Below are 17,955 nucleotides of genomic sequence, written 5' to 3'. Positions count from 1 at the left end.
GCCGTCCTGCTTCTGCCCGGCCCTGATGATCCGCTCGGGGGCCGGACGTCTCTTCCTCGCTCCTGCACCCGGAAGTGATCACTCGTCCCGTTCGCGCCTCGGGTCCGGCAGGGCCCTCGTCATGCCCGGCAGGAAGTCCGTGAACAGTTCGTGCACCTCCAGGACCAGGGGGCGCAGGACGCGGAAGCGGGCCAGGGTGACGCCGCGGGCGGTCAGGCGGGCGCCGCGCCGGGCCAGGCGGTAGCTGCGTTCGCGGTCCTCGGTGCGGTCGAAGATCCAGTAGAGGACCAGGCCCATCTGGGACAGCCACAGCAACTCGGGCAGTACGTCCCGCAGTTCCTCGGGCACCTTGGCCTTGGAGCCGGCCAGTACCTCCCGGTGCACCCGGATCGCCTGCTCCCGGGCGTGCTCGCTCTCCTGGGAGAAGGGGCTCAGCGGGCTGTCCGGATCGGCGGCGTTCTTGAAGAACTGCACGGCGAATTCGTGGTACGGCCGCGCGATGTCCAGCCACGCGGTGAGCACGCCCGCGAGCCGCTCCTCCAGGTCCGTCTCCCGGGCCAGGATCCCCCGCACCGCCTGCTGGTGCTCCGCCGCGATCCGGTCGTAGAACCCCTGGATCAGGTGTTCCTTGCCCTCGAAGTAGTAGTACGCGTTCCCGACGGAGACCCCGGCCTCCTGGGCGATGGCCCGCATGGTGGTCTTGTCGTACCCCCGCTCCCGGAACAGCCGCAGGGCCGTCTCCAGGATCAGCGCACGGGTCTGCTCGGACTTGCTGGGGGTACCGGCCGCCTCGGGACCGTCGTTCTTCACGGGCACGCCACAGAGCCTAACGAGTGGTCGAGCACGCCCCGGTTCAGCCTCTGCGGCCCAGCTCGGGGCGCTTGGTGTAATCCGTGAGGCCGAGGACGTTGCCCCACGGGTCGGCGATCTCCACCGTCCACCCGGTGGCCGTCTGGAACACCTCGTCCAGCGGCCGGATGCCCGCGTCGGACAGCCGCCGCGCCGCCGCCCGCGCGTCCGGCACCTCCAGCCACAGCCGCGGCGAGGGCCAGGGCGGGCTGCGGTGGCCCAGCGCCTCCTCCACCCGCAGCAGCACCCCGGGCGTCTCCGCGCCCGCGGTCAGCAGCGCGATCCCGGCCTCGTCGAACCGGAAGCCCACGCCGAAGCCGGCCCGCTCGTAGAACCCGACGGCCTCCGCGAGGTCGCCGACGGGGAGCAGCACGTTGTCGAACCCGAGCAGCTCGTACGACTCATCGTCTGACATGTCGTCACATTAGAGCGCCGCCCGGTCGGATTCCGTGATTTCCGGGCCGGCGGCTCACATGCTCAGCGAACGGGCGTAGTTGACCTGGCCCATGATCGCCGGGAACGTCTCCGGACCGAGCGCCGGGACCATCGTCTGGTGGTGCCGGCCCGCGCTGGTCACGGTGATCTGGATGTAGCCGGTGGTCTTCCGCTCCTTCATCAGCAGGAAGAGCAGGCCGAGCAGGCAGAAGACGAAGAACACGATCGCGAGCACGATGGCGTGCGTCGGTATCTTCTCCTCGGTGTGCGACATGTCCGTCGCGTTCCATACCGCCCCGCGCAGCGGCATCGCACCGGCGGGGGTGAGGATCTGGTCGCCGACCACCGTGATGTCGCCGAGGGCGAGCAGCGGCGCACCGCCCCCGGGCGCCGGGGCGCCGGGCTGCTGGGGGTAGCCGTACCCCTGCGCGGGCGCGCCGCCGGGGTAGCCGTAGCCGGGCGGCGGGGTGTCCGCCGGGTAGCCGTAACCGGCCGCCGGGGTGCCGGGCGGGGTGGGCGGCTTCCCCGGGCCCCACTGGCCGGAATCGCCCTGGTACGGATTCTGCTCGGTCACGCTGGTCCCCCGTTTGATGTGTGGTGGGCGGCTGAACTCGGTTGCGGCGAGGGGCCGTTCTCCGCCATCGCGGTGAACGGCCCCTCGCATTGTGCCAGGCGGCCGGGTCAGTAGCGGCGCGTGATCAGCGCACGCTTGACCTCCTGGATCGCCTTGGTGACCTCGATGCCACGGGGGCAGGCGTCCGTGCAGTTGAAGGTCGTACGGCAGCGCCACACGCCGTCGCGGTCGTTCAGCACCTCCAGCCGCTGCTCCCCGGCCTCGTCACGCGAGTCGAAGATGAAGCGGTGGGCGTTGACGATCGCGGCCGGGCCGAAGTACTGGCCGTCGTTCCAGAACACCGGGCAGGACGACGTGCACGCGGCGCACAGGATGCACTTGGTGGTGTCGTCGAAGCGGGCCCGGTCCTCCGGGGACTGGAGGCGCTCACGCGTGGGCTCGTTCGTCTCCTTGGTGATCAGGAACGGCATCACGTCCCGGTACGCCTGGAAGAACGGCTCCATGTCCACGACCAGGTCCTTGAGGACCGTCAGGCCCTTTATGGGCTCGATCGTGATCGGCTTCTCGGGGTTGATGTCCTTGATCAGCGTCTTGCAGGCAAGGCGGTTCTTGCCGTTGATCCGCATCGCGTCCGAGCCGCAGATGCCGTGGGCGCACGAGCGGCGGAAGGTGAGGGTGCCGTCGATGTCCCACTTGATCTTGTGGAGACCGTCGAGGACACGCTCCTTGGGGTCGATCTCCAGCTGGAAGTCTTCCCAGGTGGCCTCCGCCGAGACCTCCGGGTTGAACCGGCGGACCCGGAAGGTGGCCGTGATGTAGGGGGAGTCGGCGAATCCGGGCTCGGGCCGGCCGGCCGCGTCCGCCTTGTCCAGAACAGGGGTAGCCATCAGTACTTACGCTCCATCGGCTGGTAGCGGGTCTGGACGACCGGCTTGTAGTCGAGACGGATGGACTCGGTGCCGTCGTCGCCGACCTCGCGGTACGCCATGGTGTGGCGCATGAAGTTGACGTCGTCGCGGTTCGGGTAGTCCTCGCGGTAGTGACCGCCGCGGGACTCCTTGCGGGCCAGGGCCGACGTGGCCATGACCTCGGCCAGGTCGAGCAGGTTGCCCAGCTCGATGGCCTCCAGCAGATCCGTGTTGAACCGCTTGCCCTTGTCCTGGATGGACACGTTCTTGTAGCGCTCGCGCAGCTCGGCGATCTTCTCGACCGCCGTCTTGATCGTCTGCTCGGTGCGGAACACCATGACGTTGGCGTCCATGGTCTCCTGCAGCTCGCGGCGCAGCGTGGCCACCCGCTCGTTGCCGGTGGAGTTGCGCAGCCGCTCGATCGTCTCGACGACGAACGACTCCGGGTTCTCCGGCAGCTCGACGAAGTCCGCCTTGTGGGCGTACTCCGCGGCGGCGATGCCCGCGCGGCGGCCGAAGACGTTGATGTCCAGCAGCGAGTTGGTGCCCAGGCGGTTGGCGCCGTGCACCGACACGCAGGCGACCTCGCCGGCGGCGTACAGACCCGGCACGACGGTGGTGTTGTCCGCCAGGACCTCACCCTCGACGTTGGTCGGGATGCCGCCCATCGCGTAGTGCGCGGTGGGCTGGATCGGGATCGGGTCCGTGTAGGGCTCGATGCCGAGGTAGGTGCGCGCGAACTCGGTGATGTCCGGGAGCTTCGCGTCCAGCTGCTCCGGCGGCAGGTGGGTGAGGTCCAGGTACACGTGGTCGCCCTCGGGGCCGCAGCCGCGGCCCTCGCGGATCTCCGTGTAGATGGAGCGGGACACGACGTCACGGGACGCCAGGTCCTTCATGACGGGAGCGTACTTCTCCATGAAGCGCTCGCCGTCCTTGTTGCGCAGGATGCCGCCCTCACCGCGGGCGCCCTCGGTGAGCAGGATGCCCATGCGCCAGATGCCGGTCGGGTGGAACTGGAAGAACTCCATGTCCTCCAGCGGCAGGCCCCGGCGGTAGCACGCGGCCTGGCCGTCACCGGTCAGGGTGTGCGCGTTGGAGGTCACCTTGAAGAACTTGCCGGTGCCGCCGGAGGCGTAGATGACCGACTTCGCCTGGAAGATGTGGATCTCGCCGGTCGCCAGCTCGTAGGCGACGACACCGGCCGACTTCTTGACGCCGTCGACCTCGCTGATCAGCTGGTCCAGGACGTAGAACTCGTTGAAGAACTCCACGCCCTCCTTGACGCAGTTCTGGTACAGCGTCTGGAGGATCATGTGGCCGGTGCGGTCGGCCGCGTAGCAGGCACGGCGGACCGGGGCCTCGCCGTGGTTGCGGGAGTGGCCGCCGAAGCGCCGCTGGTCGATGGTGCCGTTCGGGGTCCGGTTGAACGGCAGGCCCATCTTCTCCAGGTCGAGGACGGCGTCGATGGCCTCCTTCGCCAGGATCTCGGCGGCGTCCTGGTCGACCAGGTAGTCACCGCCCTTGATCGTGTCGAAGGTGTGCCACTCCCAGTTGTCCTCCTCCACGTTGGCCAGCGCGGCGGCCATGCCGCCCTGCGCGGCGCCCGTGTGGGAGCGGGTGGGGTAGAGCTTGGTCAGCACCGCGGTGCGGCTGCGCTTCGTCGCCTCGATGGCGGCACGCATGCCCGCGCCGCCGGCGCCGACGATGACGGTGTCGTACTTGTGGATCTTCATGATTCTCGCAGCCCCGTGCCTAGCGGATGTTCGGGTCGAAGGTGAAGATCACCAGCGTGCCCAGCAGGATGGTCCACACCGTGGCGGTGTACAGCAGGGCCTTCAGCCACATGCGGGACGCAGGCCGCTCGGCGTAGTCGTTGATGACCGTGCGCAGGCCGTTGGCGCCGTGCAGCATCGCGAGCCACAGCATGGCCAGGTCCCAGACCTGCCACCACGGGGACGCCCAGCGGCCGGCGACGAAGGCGAAGCCGACCTTGGAGACGCCGCCGTCCAGGACCAGCTGGATGACCAGGTGGCCGATGACGAGGACGACCAGCACGATGCCGGACAGGCGCATGAACAGCCACGCCGCCAGCTCGAAGTTGCCGCGGGTGGACTTCGGGGTCTTCTTGGTCCGCTTGCGCGGGGCCTCGATCAGCGGGGCCGGGTTGTCCACGTTGTAGACGGCGGCACCCTCGACGGGGCCGACCCCGGAGGCGGTGGTTTCAGTGGTAGACATCGGCGTCAGCTCCCGAACAGAACACGAGCGGCGTGGCCGAGCACGGGGTAGATCGCGCCGAGCATGAGGACGACCCAGACACCCATCACGGTCCAGAACATCTGCTTCTGGTAGCGCGGGCCCTTCGACCAGAAGTCGACGGCGATGACGCGCAGGCCGTTGAGCGCGTGGAAGAGGATGGCGGCGACGAGGCCGTACTCCAGCAGCGCGACGATCGGCGTCTTGTACGTGGCCACGACCTTGTCGTAGGCCTCGGGGGAGACACGCACGAGAGCGGTGTCCAGCACGTGAACGAACAGGAAGAAGAAGATGAGGACGCCGGTGACTCGGTGAGCCACCCAGGACCACATTCCTTCCCGGCCGCGGTACAGCGTTCCAGCCGGCACGGAAGAACCCTCCGGGAGCGGGGACTAGGGCCGCGCCGGCTTCACTGTCGGTCGGGCCCGGCCGGGTACGGTCCACCGGCCCCCGACATGGTATCCATGCGGCGGGGTGACGCTTACGGGGGGCCTACCGGTGTGATCAAACTGGCACCGGATGGGGGAGCCGGGGGCCGCTCATCTGCCCGGCGCGGGCGCGTTCGGGCTGGTCGCGCCCAGTGGCGGCGCCGCTGGTGAGTGCGGCCCCGGGCCCCTGAGGAACGTGCCCAGCCGGCCCCTTGCCAGGCGGCGGAGCTCGTCCGCGGCTATCGCGCGCTCCTCGTCCGGATCGTTCGCCGATCGTGACCGGATGGCCTCCAGGATGCGGTCGGCGGTCTCGGCCGGAGGGGTGTCGCCGAGGTAGATGACGAACACATGTCCGAATCTGGCCTCGTAGGCGGCGTGCTGTGCGTCCAGTGCCATGTGGGCGGCCGAATAGGTGTCCGCCGGGAGGGTGGGCAAGGACTCGTGCGCCAGGGCCCGTGTGATGTCCGCCGGGGACAGGTCGTACGCCGCCTCGTCCGCCGCGGCCAGGAGGGCGTCCAGATCGGGGTAGGGGCGGTGGGCCGCGACGCGGTGCGACCAGCGAGGGCTGTGCAGGCAGCGCAGCAGGAGGGCACGGGCCTCGCCGGCGGGGGCCGCGTTGAACGCGTCGAGGGGGCGGGGCAGATGCGGAGGGCGGTGTCCGGGCAGCGTGAGTCCTCGCGTCACAGGGGGTGCGGCAGGGGAATGCTGTGAAAGATGTGTCGTCAGGTTATCGAGAGTGGTCACTCTGTGTCCTCGCGATGCCTGAAATTCACCCGGACGGGAGAGTTTGCGAACGTTCAGGTGACCGTTCGAGTGGCGAAGGGCCGTACGTTGGCTGAGTGACCCAGCACAGGCGCCGGGCGACGGCGCAACAGGTGAAGCGGAAGCGGATGGCGGTGGCCGCCGCGGTGGTCGGGACCGTCGCGCTCGGCACGGGTGTCGGGGTGTGGGCCTCGTCCGGTGGCGGCGCGGGACAGGGCTCCGGGCGGGCGACCGTCGCGGACACCGGCTCCCCGGCGAGTCCCTCGCCCACCCGCTCGTACCCGATGTCGAAGGCACCGCAGACCATTCCAGCGGTGCGCTCCCACACCCCGGCCCGCGGGCCGGGGTGGCAGCCGAGCAAGAGCGGCCGCGTGGTGGTCGGTGACGCGTCGCTGGCCGACGAGGGCCGGCTGATAGCCGGTGAGCTCGGCATGACCTACGCGGGCCGGAAGGACGACACCAGGGCGGGGGACGTGCGCCTGGCCCTGGCCGGCGGCGGCAACCAGGAGTCGTACACGATGAACGTCCACGGCGGGCGGGTCGACATCAGCGGCCCCGGCCAGGCGGGCGTCTTCTACGGCACCCGGACCCTCAAGCAGGAGGTCCACGGCGGTGGCACGGCGCCGGAGGGCGTCGTGCGCGACGAGCCGGCCAAGCCGGTGCGCGGGTTCATGCTGGACATCGCGCGCAAACCGTACTCCGAGTCCTGGATAGAGGACCGGATACGGGAGCTGGGGGACCTGAAGTTCAACGAACTGGGGCTGCACTTCTCCGACGACCAGGCCTTCCGGATCGAGTCCAGCAGCCACCCGGAGATCGTCTCCGCGGACCACCTCACCAAGGCGCAGGTCAGGCGGATCGTGGACCTGGCGAACAGCCGGCACATCACCGTCGTGCCCGAGCTCGACTCGCCGGGGCACCTCGGCGCCGTCCTCGCCGCCCACCCCGACCTCCAGCTGCGCAACCGCAACGGAGTGGTCACCAAGGGCGCGATCGACATCTCCAAGCCCGGCTCGGCCAAGCTGATCGACGACCTGCTGAACGAGTACGCGGGCCTGTTCACCGGCGACCAGTGGCACATGGGCGGCGACGAGTACACCGCGCTCATGGCGAGCAACCCCCAGACCGCCTATCCGCAGCTGGCCGCGGCCGCGCGGGCGAAGTTCGGCGCGAACGGCAGCGTCGCCGACCTCGCCACCGCCTGGCTCAACGACCGCGCCGCCACCGTCCGCGCCCACGGCAAGACGCTGCGCGCCTGGAACGACGGCTTCTACCGCAGCGCCACCGCCGTACGGCCCGCGGGCGATCTCCAGGTCGCCTACTGGACCGGCAAGGAGATCGGCGCCCGGCAGCCGGAGGAGTACCTGAGCGCCGGCCGCAAGCTGATCAACTACAACGACGAGTTCCTCTACTACGTCCTCGGCCAGCCGCAGACCTTCGTGTACCCGACGGGCCAGCGGATCTACGAGCAGTGGACCCCGCGGGTGGTGCGCGGCACCACCGCCGTCCCGGCGCGGTACGACGGTCAGATCCTCGGCGGCACCTTCGCGGTCTGGGGCGACTTCCCCAACGCGCAGACGCCGGAGCAGGTCGCGGCCGGGATCCGGATGCCGCTGCGGGCCACCGTGCAGAAACTGTGGGACCCGCGCACGCCCGCGCTGTCCTGGACGCAGTTCAAGGCGCTGGCGAACCGGCTGGGCTGAGGCGCCGACGGTCCGGCGGGGCCGGGCCGGCGGGGCCCTGAGGGACGGGTGGCCGAGCGGCCGGGGCGAAGGACGGGGGAACGGCCGGGGAGCGGGCGGGTGGAGCGACCCCGCCCGCTCCCCGCGGGTCCGGCCGGGAACCGGACGGAACCGGCGAAATCCGTGGACACGGAATGATCTTCGGCCGTATCTTCCGGTGTTCGCCTTTCCGGCCGGCCGCTCGCACGCCGCCCGCCGGTCACCGTCATCACCTCGGGGGAAGCTCAGCCCATGGCCACACCCATGCCCGTCCCACCCATGCCCGCCGGTCCCCTCGGCGCCCCGCCCCCGGCCCGGCTGCGCTCGCCCGCCGGGCTCGGCCTGGCCGCCGCGGTGCTGCTGGGGGTGGCCGTCGCCGCCGACCTGTTCGCCTGCGTCGCGGACCTGGGCGAGATGAACGTCGCGCAGGACCTGATGGGCGGCGCCACCGGCGCGGACGTCGTCCACCGGGCCGACCGTGCCGACACCCTCTACGGCTCCGCCGGCATCGCCCAGGGCGTCACCCTGGTGGCGACGATGGTCGTCTACCTGTGCTGGCTGTGGCGGGTGCGGGTGAACGCCGAGGCGTTCCGGCCGGACGGGCACCAGCTGAAGCGGGGCTGGGTGATCGGCGGCTGGTTCTGCCCGATCGTGAACCTGTGGTTCCCGCGCCGGGTCGTGCTGGACAGCTGGACGGCCAGTACCCCGCCGGGCGCCCGGGTCAGGCGCGCCCCGGTCAACGCCTGGTGGACGCTGTGGATCCTCGGCCTCCTGCTCGGCCGGCCCGCGGCCTCGCAGTTCCGCGACGCCGACACCCCGGCGCGACTGGCCTCCGCCGCCCGGCTGATGCTCGTCTCCGACGGGCTCGACGCGGCGGCCGGGATCCTCGCCGTCGTGGTCGTCCTCCATCTGACCCGGATGCAGCGGCACCGGCTGCTCGCCGCTCCGGTGTTTGGCTGAAACCGAACGACTGTGACACTCCCGCCCCCGCGCACGCAGTAAGGGGAGTCACGGGTCCCGTACCGGTCGGAACCCAGAACGGGGGGCTTCATGAGCCTGGTGGAACTGATCGCGCGGGCCGACGAACGGGGACTGGCCGCGGCCGGACTGGCTTGTTTGGATCGGTGCCTGCCGCTGCTCGGCGAGGACGACGAACCGCTGCGCCCGCTGTGGGGGAGCCTCGCCGACGGCTCCGACTGGAGCGGCCACCTGGAGCGGGCGCGGGACGTGTGCGGAACGGGCGGGGAGGCCGGGGTGTCCGGCGCGTCCGGCGCCGAGGCCGTCCGGCTGGCCCGGCACATGCTGGACGCGGCCCCCGCCGAGCGCACCGTCGAGGCCCTGCGCCCCTGGACGGACGCCTGCTCGCTCGCCTCCCTGCGCATCCACCGCCTGCTCGACCCGGCCGCCGATGCCGCCCCGGACGATGCCGCCCCGACGGCCGCGCGTGCCGGCGGGGCCGAGGAGCCGTCCCCGCTGGTCGCCGCCGAGCTGCGCCGCCAGATCGCCGTCCTCGAACTCCTCGCCGGGCACGGCGGGCACGGCCTGCGCCATGCCCTGGAGCTGTCGGGGGAGGGGCGGCGGGTGCTGCGCGCGGTGGTCTCCCGGCGGGCCCGGGGCACCGCCGGGACCGTCGGCTGACACCCGCGCGGGACGGCTCCCCGGGTGCGGGCGTCCTGTGCCGGTCGTGCGGTGGAGGTGGGGCGGTCCTGCGCCGGTTGTCGGGAGGCGGCCGCCAGGCGTGACGGAAGCCGGGCCCCGCTCGCTCTTCCTTATGTGAACGCCCATGTGACAGCCCCTGTGACAGCCCGTGTGCCGGCCCGCCCGACCGCCGGTGCGCCGGCCGACGCGTCGGCCGGTGTGACCGCCCCGGACGGCACCGCGCCGCAGCGGACCAGGCCCCAGGCCGCCGTGAAGCCCGTGCGCTGGGCGGCGGACGCGGTCGCGGCCATGCGCGAGGGCGCCCGGCTGCGCCTCGACTACTCGGCGCAGAGCCTGTGGCGGGTGGACCGGGTGATCGAGGAGATACGGCGCGAGGGGGCGCCGATGCAGGCCGTGGACAGCGTGCTGCGCGGCTTCGGCGCCTACGCCGGGGAGGTGGTCGTCCGGCACACCGGCGCGGAGTGGTGGGCGACCGGCGGCGAGCACTGGGTGCGCACGCCCGACGGCCGGCTCTGGGACCCCATCGAGGAGGCCCGCCGCTGCTACACCGGCCACGGCTCGCTGCGCCTGCTGTGCCGGGACGCGACCGCCGGCGCCTGACGGCCCATCGGCTCGCTGTGACACTTCCGTGCGGGCGGACGCTGATGACCATGGAGGGCGACAGACACGGCCGGAGCGTGTCACACCGTGCGGGACGCCCCGCGGTGGCCTGAACTCGGCACGACGAGGACGGTCTTGGGCCAGGGAGGGGACCCCCGCCGCCGGTGGCCGCGGGACGCGGAACTGGGCGCGGCCGTCGCACGGGCCCAGGACGGCGACGAGACGGCGTTCGCGGTGGCCTACCGGATCGTGCAGCCCGGCCTGCTCGGCTATCTGCGCGGCCTGGTCGGCGAGGACGCGGAGGACGTGGCCGCCGACGCCTGGCTGGAGATCGCCCGTGACCTGGGCCGGTTCAGCGGGGACGGCGCCGGCTTCCGGGGCTGGACCGCGACCATAGCCCGCCACCGCGCCCTGGACCATCTGCGCCGCCGCCGCACCCGGCCCCGGACCACCGCGCTCGAACAGGACGTGCTGGAGCTGCCCGGACCGCACAGCACCCACGACCAGGCGCTGGAGTCCCTGTCCACCGCGCGGGCCCTGGACCTGGTGCGCTCCCTGCCCCGGGACCAGGCCGAGGCCGTGCTGCTCCGGGTGGTCGTCGGTCTCGACGGCCCTGCCGCCGCCCGCGTGCTCGGCAAGCGCCCCGGCGCCGTGCGCACCGCCACCTACCGCGGCCTCAAACGCCTCGCCCGTCGGATGCCCGGCCGGGGCACGGCGGACGAGGCCCCCGGAACACCGGGGGAGCCGGCGTGAGGGGCGCGGGCCGGACACGGGCGTGCGCGCGCGACAGGGGCGGTGCCGGCGGAGCGCAGGTGCGGGGGACGAGGACGGGAACGGGCATGGGTGAGCGGAAGGGCGGCGGCCGGGTGTCCGGGCGGCGGCGCGTGGGCACGGGCGTGCCCTTGCCGAGGCGCCGCGACGCGGACCTCGGCGTCGGCGAGTTCGAGGCGCGGTTCGGCGCGGCGCTGCGGGTCTACGACGCGGATCCCGAGGCCGAGCGCCGGGCCGTCGCCGCCTTCCGCGGTGCCCGCGCCGCCGGGACGCGCCCCTCCCGGACCCGGCCCCGCGACGACTGGCGGCCCACGGCGCGGCGCCGTGCGCTGCGGACCGTGCTGTCGGTGACGCTGGCGTCCCTCGCGCTGGGCGGGGCCGCCACCGCGGCGATCGGCTCCGCCGGGTCCGGCACCCGCGCCGCCCCGCACCCCGTCGTACGCCCGGCGGCATCCGCCCCGGGCACACCGCGCCCCGCGGTCCCGGTCCCCTCGACCGGTACGGCCACCCGGCCGAGCGGCCCCCCGCGGTCCACCGCCCCGAGCCCGGCCCGTCCGGCGACCGCCCGCGACACCCCGGTCCACTGCCGGGCCCACGGGAAAGCGGGGCGGCGGGGCCAGGCGACGGATGCCACGGCCTGGCGGCGGCTCGTCGCGGCTGCGGGCGGCCCGGAGCGGGGCGCCGCGTACCGCGCGACCCGGAAAGCGGGCAAAACCGGCAAAGATGGCGGCGGTTCGCAAGCGGGTGACGGTAAGAAGTAGCGCCGAAGGGCAAGAGGCGAGCGGCAGGGCGCCGGACAGGGCGACGGCCGGGGCCGCCACCCCCCACAGGAGAGGCCCCGGCCGTCGCGCTGAGGGCCGCGCGGCGACCCGTACTCCCTACAGCGTCGCGCGTGCGTTTTCTGTCACACCCCGGCCGCTCCCGGTCCGCACCGGATGCTCACCCTGCGCACACCCGCACCCGGTCACGAGTTAGTTGCATCTTCTACGGACATGGACGAAGAAAGGTTTCACGCCGTAACGTGCCATTCGCGCCGACCGGAGACAGGCGTAAAGGGAGTGCGGTGCTGGGGGACGACGCGGAGCTGACCACCGCGGTGCGTGCGGCACAGGACGGTGACGAGAGCGCCTTCCGCACGGTCTACCGCGCGGTACACCCGCGCCTGCTCGGATACGTGCGCACGCTCGTCGGCGATCCGGACGCCGAGGACGTGGCCTCCGAAGCCTGGCTGCAGATCGCCCGGGACCTCGGCCGGTTCAGCGGCGACGCCGACCGCTTCCGCGGCTGGGCCGCCCGGATCGCCCGCAACCGCGCCCTGGACCACATCCGGATGCGCGGCCGCCGCCCGGCGATCGGCGGCGACGAGACCGAACTGACCGGCCGGGCAGCCGAGTGCGACACCGCGGGCGAGGCCATCGAGGCGCTCACCACGGGCAACACTCTCTCCCTCATCGCGCGGCTCCCTCAGGACCAGGCCGAGGCGGTCGTCCTGCGCGTGGTGGTCGGCCTGGACGCCAAGTCCGCGGCCGAGACCCTCGGCAAACGCGCCGGGGCCGTCCGCACCGCCGCGCACCGCGGCCTCAAACGGCTCGCGGAACTGCTGGGTGACGACCCGGAGGCCGCGGGCGTGCTCGACGCGCTGCCGCCTCCCCGGACGGCCGAGCGGGCCGTCCAGCGAGAACCGCGCCGCCGAGCGGTGACGTCCGGCACTGTGACGCATACGCGAGCGCGGACGCAGAAGGACATGTGATGGCCGACGAGCAGGACAAGTGGCTGAACCGGGAGACGGCGGAGCGCCTGCTCGCCGGGGAGGCGGCGGAGGCCGTCGACGCGTCCGCCGCCGACCGCGCGGAACGCCTCTTCGAGCTGCTCGGCGCGCTGTCCGCCGAGGCTGCCCCGGCCACCTCCGAACTCCCCGGCGAGCAGGCCGCACTGGCCGCGTTCCGCAAGGCCCGCGACGCCGCCGCGGAGGAGCGCGCCGCCGCGCCCGGCGGGAGCACCCGCGGACACGACGCGGGCCTGATCCGCATCGGCGCCCGCGCCGGGGCCCCCGCCCGCCGCCCCGCCTGGCGCCGCCCGGTGCGCCTCGCGCTGGCCGCGGTGGTGGCGGCGGGCACCCTCGGCGGGGTCGCCGTGGCCGCCGGCAGCGGAGTGCTGCCCACGCCGTTCGACGAGGAGCGCCCGGCCCCCGCGGCCAGCGCCGCCCCCTCCGGCCGGCCGCTCGCCCCGGCCACCCCGCAGGCACCCACCGGCACCGCCGATCCGGGCGGCGCCCCGGGCACCGCCCGATCCGGCGGCTCCGACCGCGCCACCGGCCAGGACGGCCGTACCGGCACGGGCACGCACCCCGGCTCCGGCGCGCCCAGCGCCCCCGGCGGCCGGTGGAGCGGCGCCGCCACGGCCTGCCGGGACCTGCGCGCCGGCACCGGTCTCGGCGCGGACCGCAGACGCGCGCTCGAGAACCTGGCGGGCGGCTCCGCCCGGGTGGCCCAGTACTGCAAGCTGCTGCTGGCCGCCGGCGAGCACACCGCCGTGAGCCCGACCCCCGGCAAGGGCGGCGACGACGGCGGCCGCGGCCAGGGCGAAGGCCGCGGCGCGGGCCGGGGCTCCGGGCAGGGCGGCGGCGACCGGAACGGCAACGGCCAGGGCGGTGACGACGACAGCCACCCCGGCGACGGCAAGGGGAACGGACTCGGCAAGGACGGCCGGGGTTCCGCCCCGGGCCAGGTCCGCGTCCGGCAGCGCGGTGGCGCCACTCCCGCCCCGGCACCCTCCGCCCACGGCCCCCGGCGCCCTCGCGCCACCGCCGGCGAACCCGGCGGATCCGCGTCCCCATCACCCTCCTGACCTGCGGTTTCGCCCGGCCGGGAAAATTTTCTCGCGCAGGGTGTGACACTTTTCGGCCCCCGGACGCAGTACCAAGTGAGCCGACTGGTCATCGGCTGTTGCACCGAGCCGGGGTTCCCCCCGTACCCACGGCTCGTGCACCCGGCGCGGGCGGGACATGTTCCCCCGGTCCCGCCCGCGCCCCATACTCGTCGCCCCCCCCGCCGGCCTCGCCGCCCGCCCGCGTCCCCGGTGGACGGCCGCGCGAGATCCCCTCCCCCCGGACGCCGACGCACCCAGCCCTTGTCCCCGCGGCGGGATCGCCGGGGGCCGCACGCTCCGGGCGCCTCTCCGCGTGACCGCCGTCGGACCGCGGGGCATGGTGGGGAGGTACGGAACGTCCTGCGGAGGCGGTTATGGCGCGTGAGTCGGAGTCGGGCCTGCCGATCGAGCCGGTGTACGGGCCGGACGCCCTGACCGGCTGGGACCCCGCGGACAGGCTCGGGGAGCCGGGGGCGTACCCCTTCACCCGCGGGGTCTACCCGAGCATGTACACCGGCCGCCCCTGGACGATGCGCCAGTACGCCGGTTTCGGCACGGCCGCCGAGTCCAACGCCCGCTATCGGGAGCTGATCGCCCACGGCACCACCGGGCTGTCCGTCGCCTTCGACCTGCCCACCCAGATGGGCCACGACTCCGACGCGCCCCTCGCGCACGGCGAGGTCGGCAAGGTCGGCGTGGCCATCGACTCGATCGAGGACATGCGGGTGCTGTTCGACGGCATCCCGCTGGACCGGGTGTCCACGTCGATGACGATCAACGCCCCGGCCGCGCCGCTGCTCCTGCTGTACCAACTGGTGGCGGAGGAGCAGGGGGTGCCGGCTGACCGGCTGACCGGCACGGTCCAGAACGACGTGCTCAAGGAGTACATCGCCCGCGGCACCTACATCTTCCCGCCCAGGCCCTCGCTGCGGCTGACGGCGGACATCTTCCGGTACTGCACGGCCGAGATCCCGAGGTGGAACACCATCTCCATCTCCGGCTACCACATGGCCGAGGCGGGCGCGTCCCCCGTGCAGGAGATCGCCTTCACCCTGGCCGACGGCATCGAGTACGTGCGCACCGCGGTCGCGGCCGGGATGGACGTGGACGACTTCGCCCCGCGCCTGTCCTTCTTCTTCGTCGCCCGCACGACGTTCCTGGAGGAGGTGGCCAAGTTCCGGGCCGCGCGCCGGATCTGGGCCCGGGTGATGCGGGAGGAGTTCGGGGCGCGCGACCCCAAGTCGCTGATGCTGCGCTTCCACACCCAGACCGCCGGGGTGCAACTGACCGCGCAGCAGCCGGAGGTGAACCTGGTGCGGGTCGCGGTCCAGGCCCTCGGCGCGGTCCTCGGCGGCACCCAGTCCCTGCACACCAACTCCTTCGACGAGGCGATCGCGCTGCCCACCGCCACCTCCGCGCGGCTCGCCCTGCGCACGCAGCAGGTGCTGGCCCACGAGACGGACGTGACGGCGACGGTCGACCCGTTCGCCGGGTCCTACGCGATGGAGCGGATGACCGACGACGTGGAGGAGGCGGCCGTCGAGCTGATGCGCGAGATCGAGGAGATGGGCGGCGCGCAGGCCGCGATCGAACGGGGCTTCCAGAAGGCCGAGATCGAGCGCAACGCCTACCGCATCGCCCAGGAGACCGACTCCGGCGAGCGGGTGGTGGTCGGCGTCAACCGCTTCCGGCTGGACGAGGAGGAGCCCTACGCGCCGTTGCGCGTGGACCCCGCCATCGAGGCCCGCCAGTGCGAGCGCCTCGCCCGGCTGCGCGCAGGACGCGACCGGGGCGCGGTCGACTCGGCCCTGACCGCGCTGGCGAAGGCGGCCGAGGGCGCGGACAACGTCCTCCACCCGATGAGGGAGGCGCTGCGGGCGCGGGCCACGCTGGGCGAGGTGTGCGGGGCCCTGCGCGAGGTGTGGGGGAGTCACGTGCCGAGCGACGCGTTCTGAGCCGGGGCCGGTGAGGGGTCACCGCCAGGTCCCGTTGTCGTACCCCCGTGCGACACTCCTTGCCATGTTCGGTGTCGTCCATCTCCCCACGTACCTCGCGGGCGTGGCCCTGATCGTGCTGCTGCCCGGGCCCAACTCCCTCTATGTGCTGTCCGTGGCCGCCCGCCGCGGGGTGCGCGCCGGGTACACCGCGGCCGCCGGGGTGTTCTGCGGGGACACGGTGCTCATGACCCTGTCCGCCGCCGGAGTCGCCTCGCTGCTCCAGGCCAACGCCGTGCTGTTCGGGATCGTGAAGTACGCGGGCGCCGGATATCTGACCTGGCTGGCGATCGGCATGATGCGGGCGGCCCGGCGGATGTGGCGCACCCGGCGGGAGCGGCAGCCGGAGGAGGCGGCGGAGGCGGCCGTCACCACCGAGGAACGCCCCTATCGCCGCGCCCTCGTGGTGAGCCTCTTCAACCCGAAGGCGATCCTGTTCTTCGTGGCCTTCTTTGTCCAGTTTGTGGACACCAGTTATGCCTACCCGGCCCTCTCCTTCGTCGTGCTGGGCGCCTTCGCCCAGGTGGCCAGCGTGCTCTACCTCAGCGCCCTCATATTCGGCGGCACGCGCCTCGCCGCCGCCTTCCGCCGCCGCAAGCGCCTGTCGGCGACGGCGACATCCGCGGCCGGCGTCCTCTTCCTCGGCTTCGCGGTGAAGCTGTCGCTGGCGTCGTAGCGGCGCGGGGCGGCAGGAGCGGCCGGGGCGCCGGAGTTCAGCCGCCGACGACGGCGTCGAGGTACGCCGCCAGGTCATCCGTCGCCGTCTCGCCCGCCCAGCCGACGTAGCCGTCCGGGCGGACCAGGAAGACGCCGGGGCCGTAGGACCGGGGGGCCGACGGCAGGGTCCGCACGCCCGCTCGCGGGGCGGCGGTCGCGCCCAGCAGGGTCCAGTGCGGGCCCCGGAAGAGGTCGAAGAGGCGGCCGCCGGGAATGTCGGCGTCCGGCGCGCGGTCGCCCGCGCGCACCCGTCCCGGGTCGGCCCGGGTCTCGGCGCTGAGCGACGACTCCCGGTATCCGACGCCGAGTTGGACGGTGGCCCGGCCCCGCCGGACCTCGCCGCGGTGCACGCCGGTGGACAGCTCCAGCACGGCCGCGGCGTTCGCCCGCCGCTCCTCCTCGTACGTGTCCAGCAGGGACTCGGGGGCGCCCCGCAGGACCGCGTCCAGTTTCCAGCCGAGGTTGTAGGCGTCCTGGACGCTGGTGTTCAGGCCCTGTCCGCCGGCTGGTGAGTGCACGTGCGCGGCGTCGCCCGCGAGGAACACCCGGCCCACCCGGAACCGGTCCGCGAGCGCGGCCCGGGGCCGGAACTCCGAGGCCCAGCGGACCTCGGTCACATCCGAGGCGGCCAGGTGGGTGTACCGGGCGACCAGCTCGCGCACGCCGTCCTCGGTCACATCGGGCTCCGAGCCCACCGGCAGCCGCGCGGCCATCTGGAACTCCTCGGTGCCGGCCAGCGGGCAGAGCCCGAGGGCGCTGTCGTCCGCGGCCGGGAAGGCGTGCCAGTGCGACCGGTCCAGGCCCCGCACCCGCAGGTCCGCCACCACGAACGGTGCCGGGTCGACGGTCTCGCCGGTCATGCCGACACCGAGGGCCCGCCGGATCCGCGAGCGACCGCCGTCGGCGGCCACCACATGGCGCGCGCGGACCGTCGTACCGTCGGCGAACGCCACGTCCACGCCGTCCGCGTCCTGCGTCAGGCCCGTGACCTCGCGCCCGAAGGCGGTCTTCCCGCCCAGTTCCGTGAGCCGGGCGTGGAGGATCTCCTGGGTGCGCCACTGCGGGATCATCAGCGGCGCGGGGTACGGCGTGCCCGCGTCCGGCTCGAACCGCTCGAACATCGACTCCTCGCCGACCCGCTCGCCATCGCGCCAGACCATCCGGTCCGGGTAGGGCCCGCCCGACGCGCGGACCGCGTCGATGACGCCCAGGTCGTCGAAGACCTCCTGGGTGCGGGGCTGGATCCCCTTGCCGCGCGAGCCCGGGAACAGAGCGTCCGCGCGCTCCACGAGCCGGGCCGCGACCCCGCGCCGGGCCAGGTCGATGCCGAGGGTGAGTCCGGTGGGGCCCGCGCCCACGATCAGGACGTCCGTCGTATCCACGACCACATCTCCTTAACGCCGTTAAGTGCCTTGC

Annotated in this window: 19 protein-coding genes; 10 read left to right on the top strand and 9 right to left on the bottom strand. The window is 73.3% G+C overall.

Annotated features, from left to right (window positions below):
* Positions 1 to 78 precede the first annotated feature (78 nt).
* From HZZ00_RS32710 to HZZ00_RS32675, 8 genes are all read right to left on the bottom strand, one after another.
* Entirely contained in the window at positions 79 to 816 is a 738-nt protein-coding gene (locus tag HZZ00_RS32710) for a TetR/AcrR family transcriptional regulator (RefSeq protein WP_180329753.1), read from the bottom strand.
* A gap of 37 nt (positions 817 to 853) precedes the next feature.
* A complete protein-coding gene (locus HZZ00_RS32705) occupies positions 854 to 1,264 on the bottom strand; it encodes a VOC family protein (RefSeq protein ID WP_180329752.1) in 411 nt (136 codons plus the stop codon).
* Positions 1,265 to 1,318: 54 nt separating this feature from the next.
* Positions 1,319 to 1,858, bottom strand: coding sequence for a hypothetical protein (locus HZZ00_RS32700; RefSeq protein ID WP_180329751.1), 540 nt, complete (start codon positions 1,856 to 1,858; stop codon positions 1,319 to 1,321).
* 107 nt (positions 1,859 to 1,965) lie between these two features.
* Complete coding sequence (locus tag HZZ00_RS32695) at positions 1,966 to 2,745, bottom strand: succinate dehydrogenase iron-sulfur subunit (RefSeq protein WP_180329750.1); 780 nt, start codon at positions 2,743 to 2,745, stop codon at positions 1,966 to 1,968.
* Positions 2,745 to 4,499 (bottom strand): succinate dehydrogenase flavoprotein subunit, encoded by a 1,755-nt coding sequence (gene sdhA / locus HZZ00_RS32690; RefSeq protein ID WP_070026210.1) that lies wholly within the window; start codon positions 4,497 to 4,499, stop codon positions 2,745 to 2,747. The genes HZZ00_RS32695 and sdhA overlap by 1 nt, the downstream gene beginning before the upstream one ends.
* Before the next feature lie 19 nt (positions 4,500 to 4,518).
* Complete coding sequence (locus HZZ00_RS32685; protein WP_180329749.1) at positions 4,519 to 5,001, bottom strand: succinate dehydrogenase hydrophobic membrane anchor subunit; 483 nt, start codon at positions 4,999 to 5,001, stop codon at positions 4,519 to 4,521.
* Positions 5,002 to 5,006: 5 nt separating this feature from the next.
* Positions 5,007 to 5,351 (bottom strand): succinate dehydrogenase, cytochrome b556 subunit, encoded by a 345-nt coding sequence (sdhC, locus tag HZZ00_RS32680; protein ID WP_037656036.1) that lies wholly within the window; start codon positions 5,349 to 5,351, stop codon positions 5,007 to 5,009.
* 207 nt (positions 5,352 to 5,558) lie between these two features.
* On the bottom strand, positions 5,559 to 6,131 hold the full coding sequence (locus tag HZZ00_RS32675) for a 2-oxo-4-hydroxy-4-carboxy-5-ureidoimidazoline decarboxylase (protein ID WP_180329748.1): 573 nt from the start codon (positions 6,129 to 6,131) through the stop codon (positions 5,559 to 5,561).
* Positions 6,132 to 6,337: 206 nt separating this feature from the next.
* Between HZZ00_RS32675 and HZZ00_RS32670 the strand changes: the two genes are divergently transcribed.
* From HZZ00_RS32670 to leuE, 10 genes are all read left to right on the top strand, one after another.
* Positions 6,338 to 7,912, top strand: a complete 1,575-nt coding sequence (locus tag HZZ00_RS32670) for a glycoside hydrolase family 20 protein (RefSeq protein WP_180333804.1) — start codon at positions 6,338 to 6,340, stop codon at positions 7,910 to 7,912.
* A 297-nt stretch (positions 7,913 to 8,209) separates the two neighbouring features.
* Positions 8,210 to 8,890: a DUF4328 domain-containing protein gene (locus HZZ00_RS32665; protein ID WP_257585498.1), complete on the top strand. Its 681-nt coding sequence runs from the start codon at positions 8,210 to 8,212 to the stop codon at positions 8,888 to 8,890.
* Positions 8,891 to 8,980: 90 nt separating this feature from the next.
* Positions 8,981 to 9,568 (top strand): hypothetical protein, encoded by a 588-nt coding sequence (locus tag HZZ00_RS32660; protein ID WP_180329746.1) that lies wholly within the window; start codon positions 8,981 to 8,983, stop codon positions 9,566 to 9,568.
* Positions 9,569 to 9,787: 219 nt separating this feature from the next.
* On the top strand, positions 9,788 to 10,189 hold the full coding sequence (locus HZZ00_RS32655) for a hypothetical protein (protein WP_180333803.1): 402 nt from the start codon (positions 9,788 to 9,790) through the stop codon (positions 10,187 to 10,189).
* A gap of 135 nt (positions 10,190 to 10,324) precedes the next feature.
* The gene (locus tag HZZ00_RS32650; protein WP_180329745.1) at positions 10,325 to 10,942 is read left to right on the top strand and encodes an RNA polymerase sigma factor; all 618 of its coding nucleotides are present in this window, start codon (positions 10,325 to 10,327) and stop codon (positions 10,940 to 10,942) included.
* 86 nt (positions 10,943 to 11,028) lie between these two features.
* On the top strand, positions 11,029 to 11,721 hold the full coding sequence (locus HZZ00_RS32645) for a hypothetical protein (RefSeq protein WP_180329744.1): 693 nt from the start codon (positions 11,029 to 11,031) through the stop codon (positions 11,719 to 11,721).
* A 302-nt stretch (positions 11,722 to 12,023) separates the two neighbouring features.
* On the top strand, positions 12,024 to 12,710 hold the full coding sequence (locus tag HZZ00_RS32640) for an RNA polymerase sigma factor (RefSeq protein WP_180329743.1): 687 nt from the start codon (positions 12,024 to 12,026) through the stop codon (positions 12,708 to 12,710).
* Positions 12,710 to 13,807 carry a hypothetical protein gene (locus HZZ00_RS32635; RefSeq protein ID WP_180329742.1) on the top strand — a complete coding sequence of 366 codons (1,098 nt, stop codon included), beginning with the start codon at positions 12,710 to 12,712 and terminating at the stop codon, positions 13,805 to 13,807. Before HZZ00_RS32640 ends, HZZ00_RS32635 begins: the two co-directional genes overlap by 1 nt.
* 395 nt (positions 13,808 to 14,202) lie before the next feature.
* Positions 14,203 to 15,783, top strand: a complete 1,581-nt coding sequence (locus HZZ00_RS32630) for a methylmalonyl-CoA mutase (protein WP_180329741.1) — start codon at positions 14,203 to 14,205, stop codon at positions 15,781 to 15,783.
* 64 nt (positions 15,784 to 15,847) lie between these two features.
* Positions 15,848 to 16,498, top strand: coding sequence for a leucine efflux protein LeuE (gene leuE / locus HZZ00_RS32625; protein ID WP_180329740.1), 651 nt, complete (start codon positions 15,848 to 15,850; stop codon positions 16,496 to 16,498).
* A 37-nt stretch (positions 16,499 to 16,535) separates the two neighbouring features.
* Here leuE and HZZ00_RS32620 read toward each other — a convergent pair whose 3' ends face one another.
* Entirely contained in the window at positions 16,536 to 17,921 is a 1,386-nt protein-coding gene (locus tag HZZ00_RS32620; RefSeq protein WP_257585496.1) for an FAD-dependent monooxygenase, read from the bottom strand.
* Between the last annotated feature and the right edge of the window lie 34 nt (positions 17,922 to 17,955).

This window comes from Streptomyces sp. NEAU-sy36 (assembly GCF_013423905.1).
Classification (GTDB): Bacteria; Actinomycetota; Actinomycetes; order Streptomycetales; family Streptomycetaceae; genus Streptomyces; species Streptomyces misionensis.
Note: the sequence above shows the minus strand (reverse complement) of the source record. Positions and strands in the feature narration are given on the sequence as shown.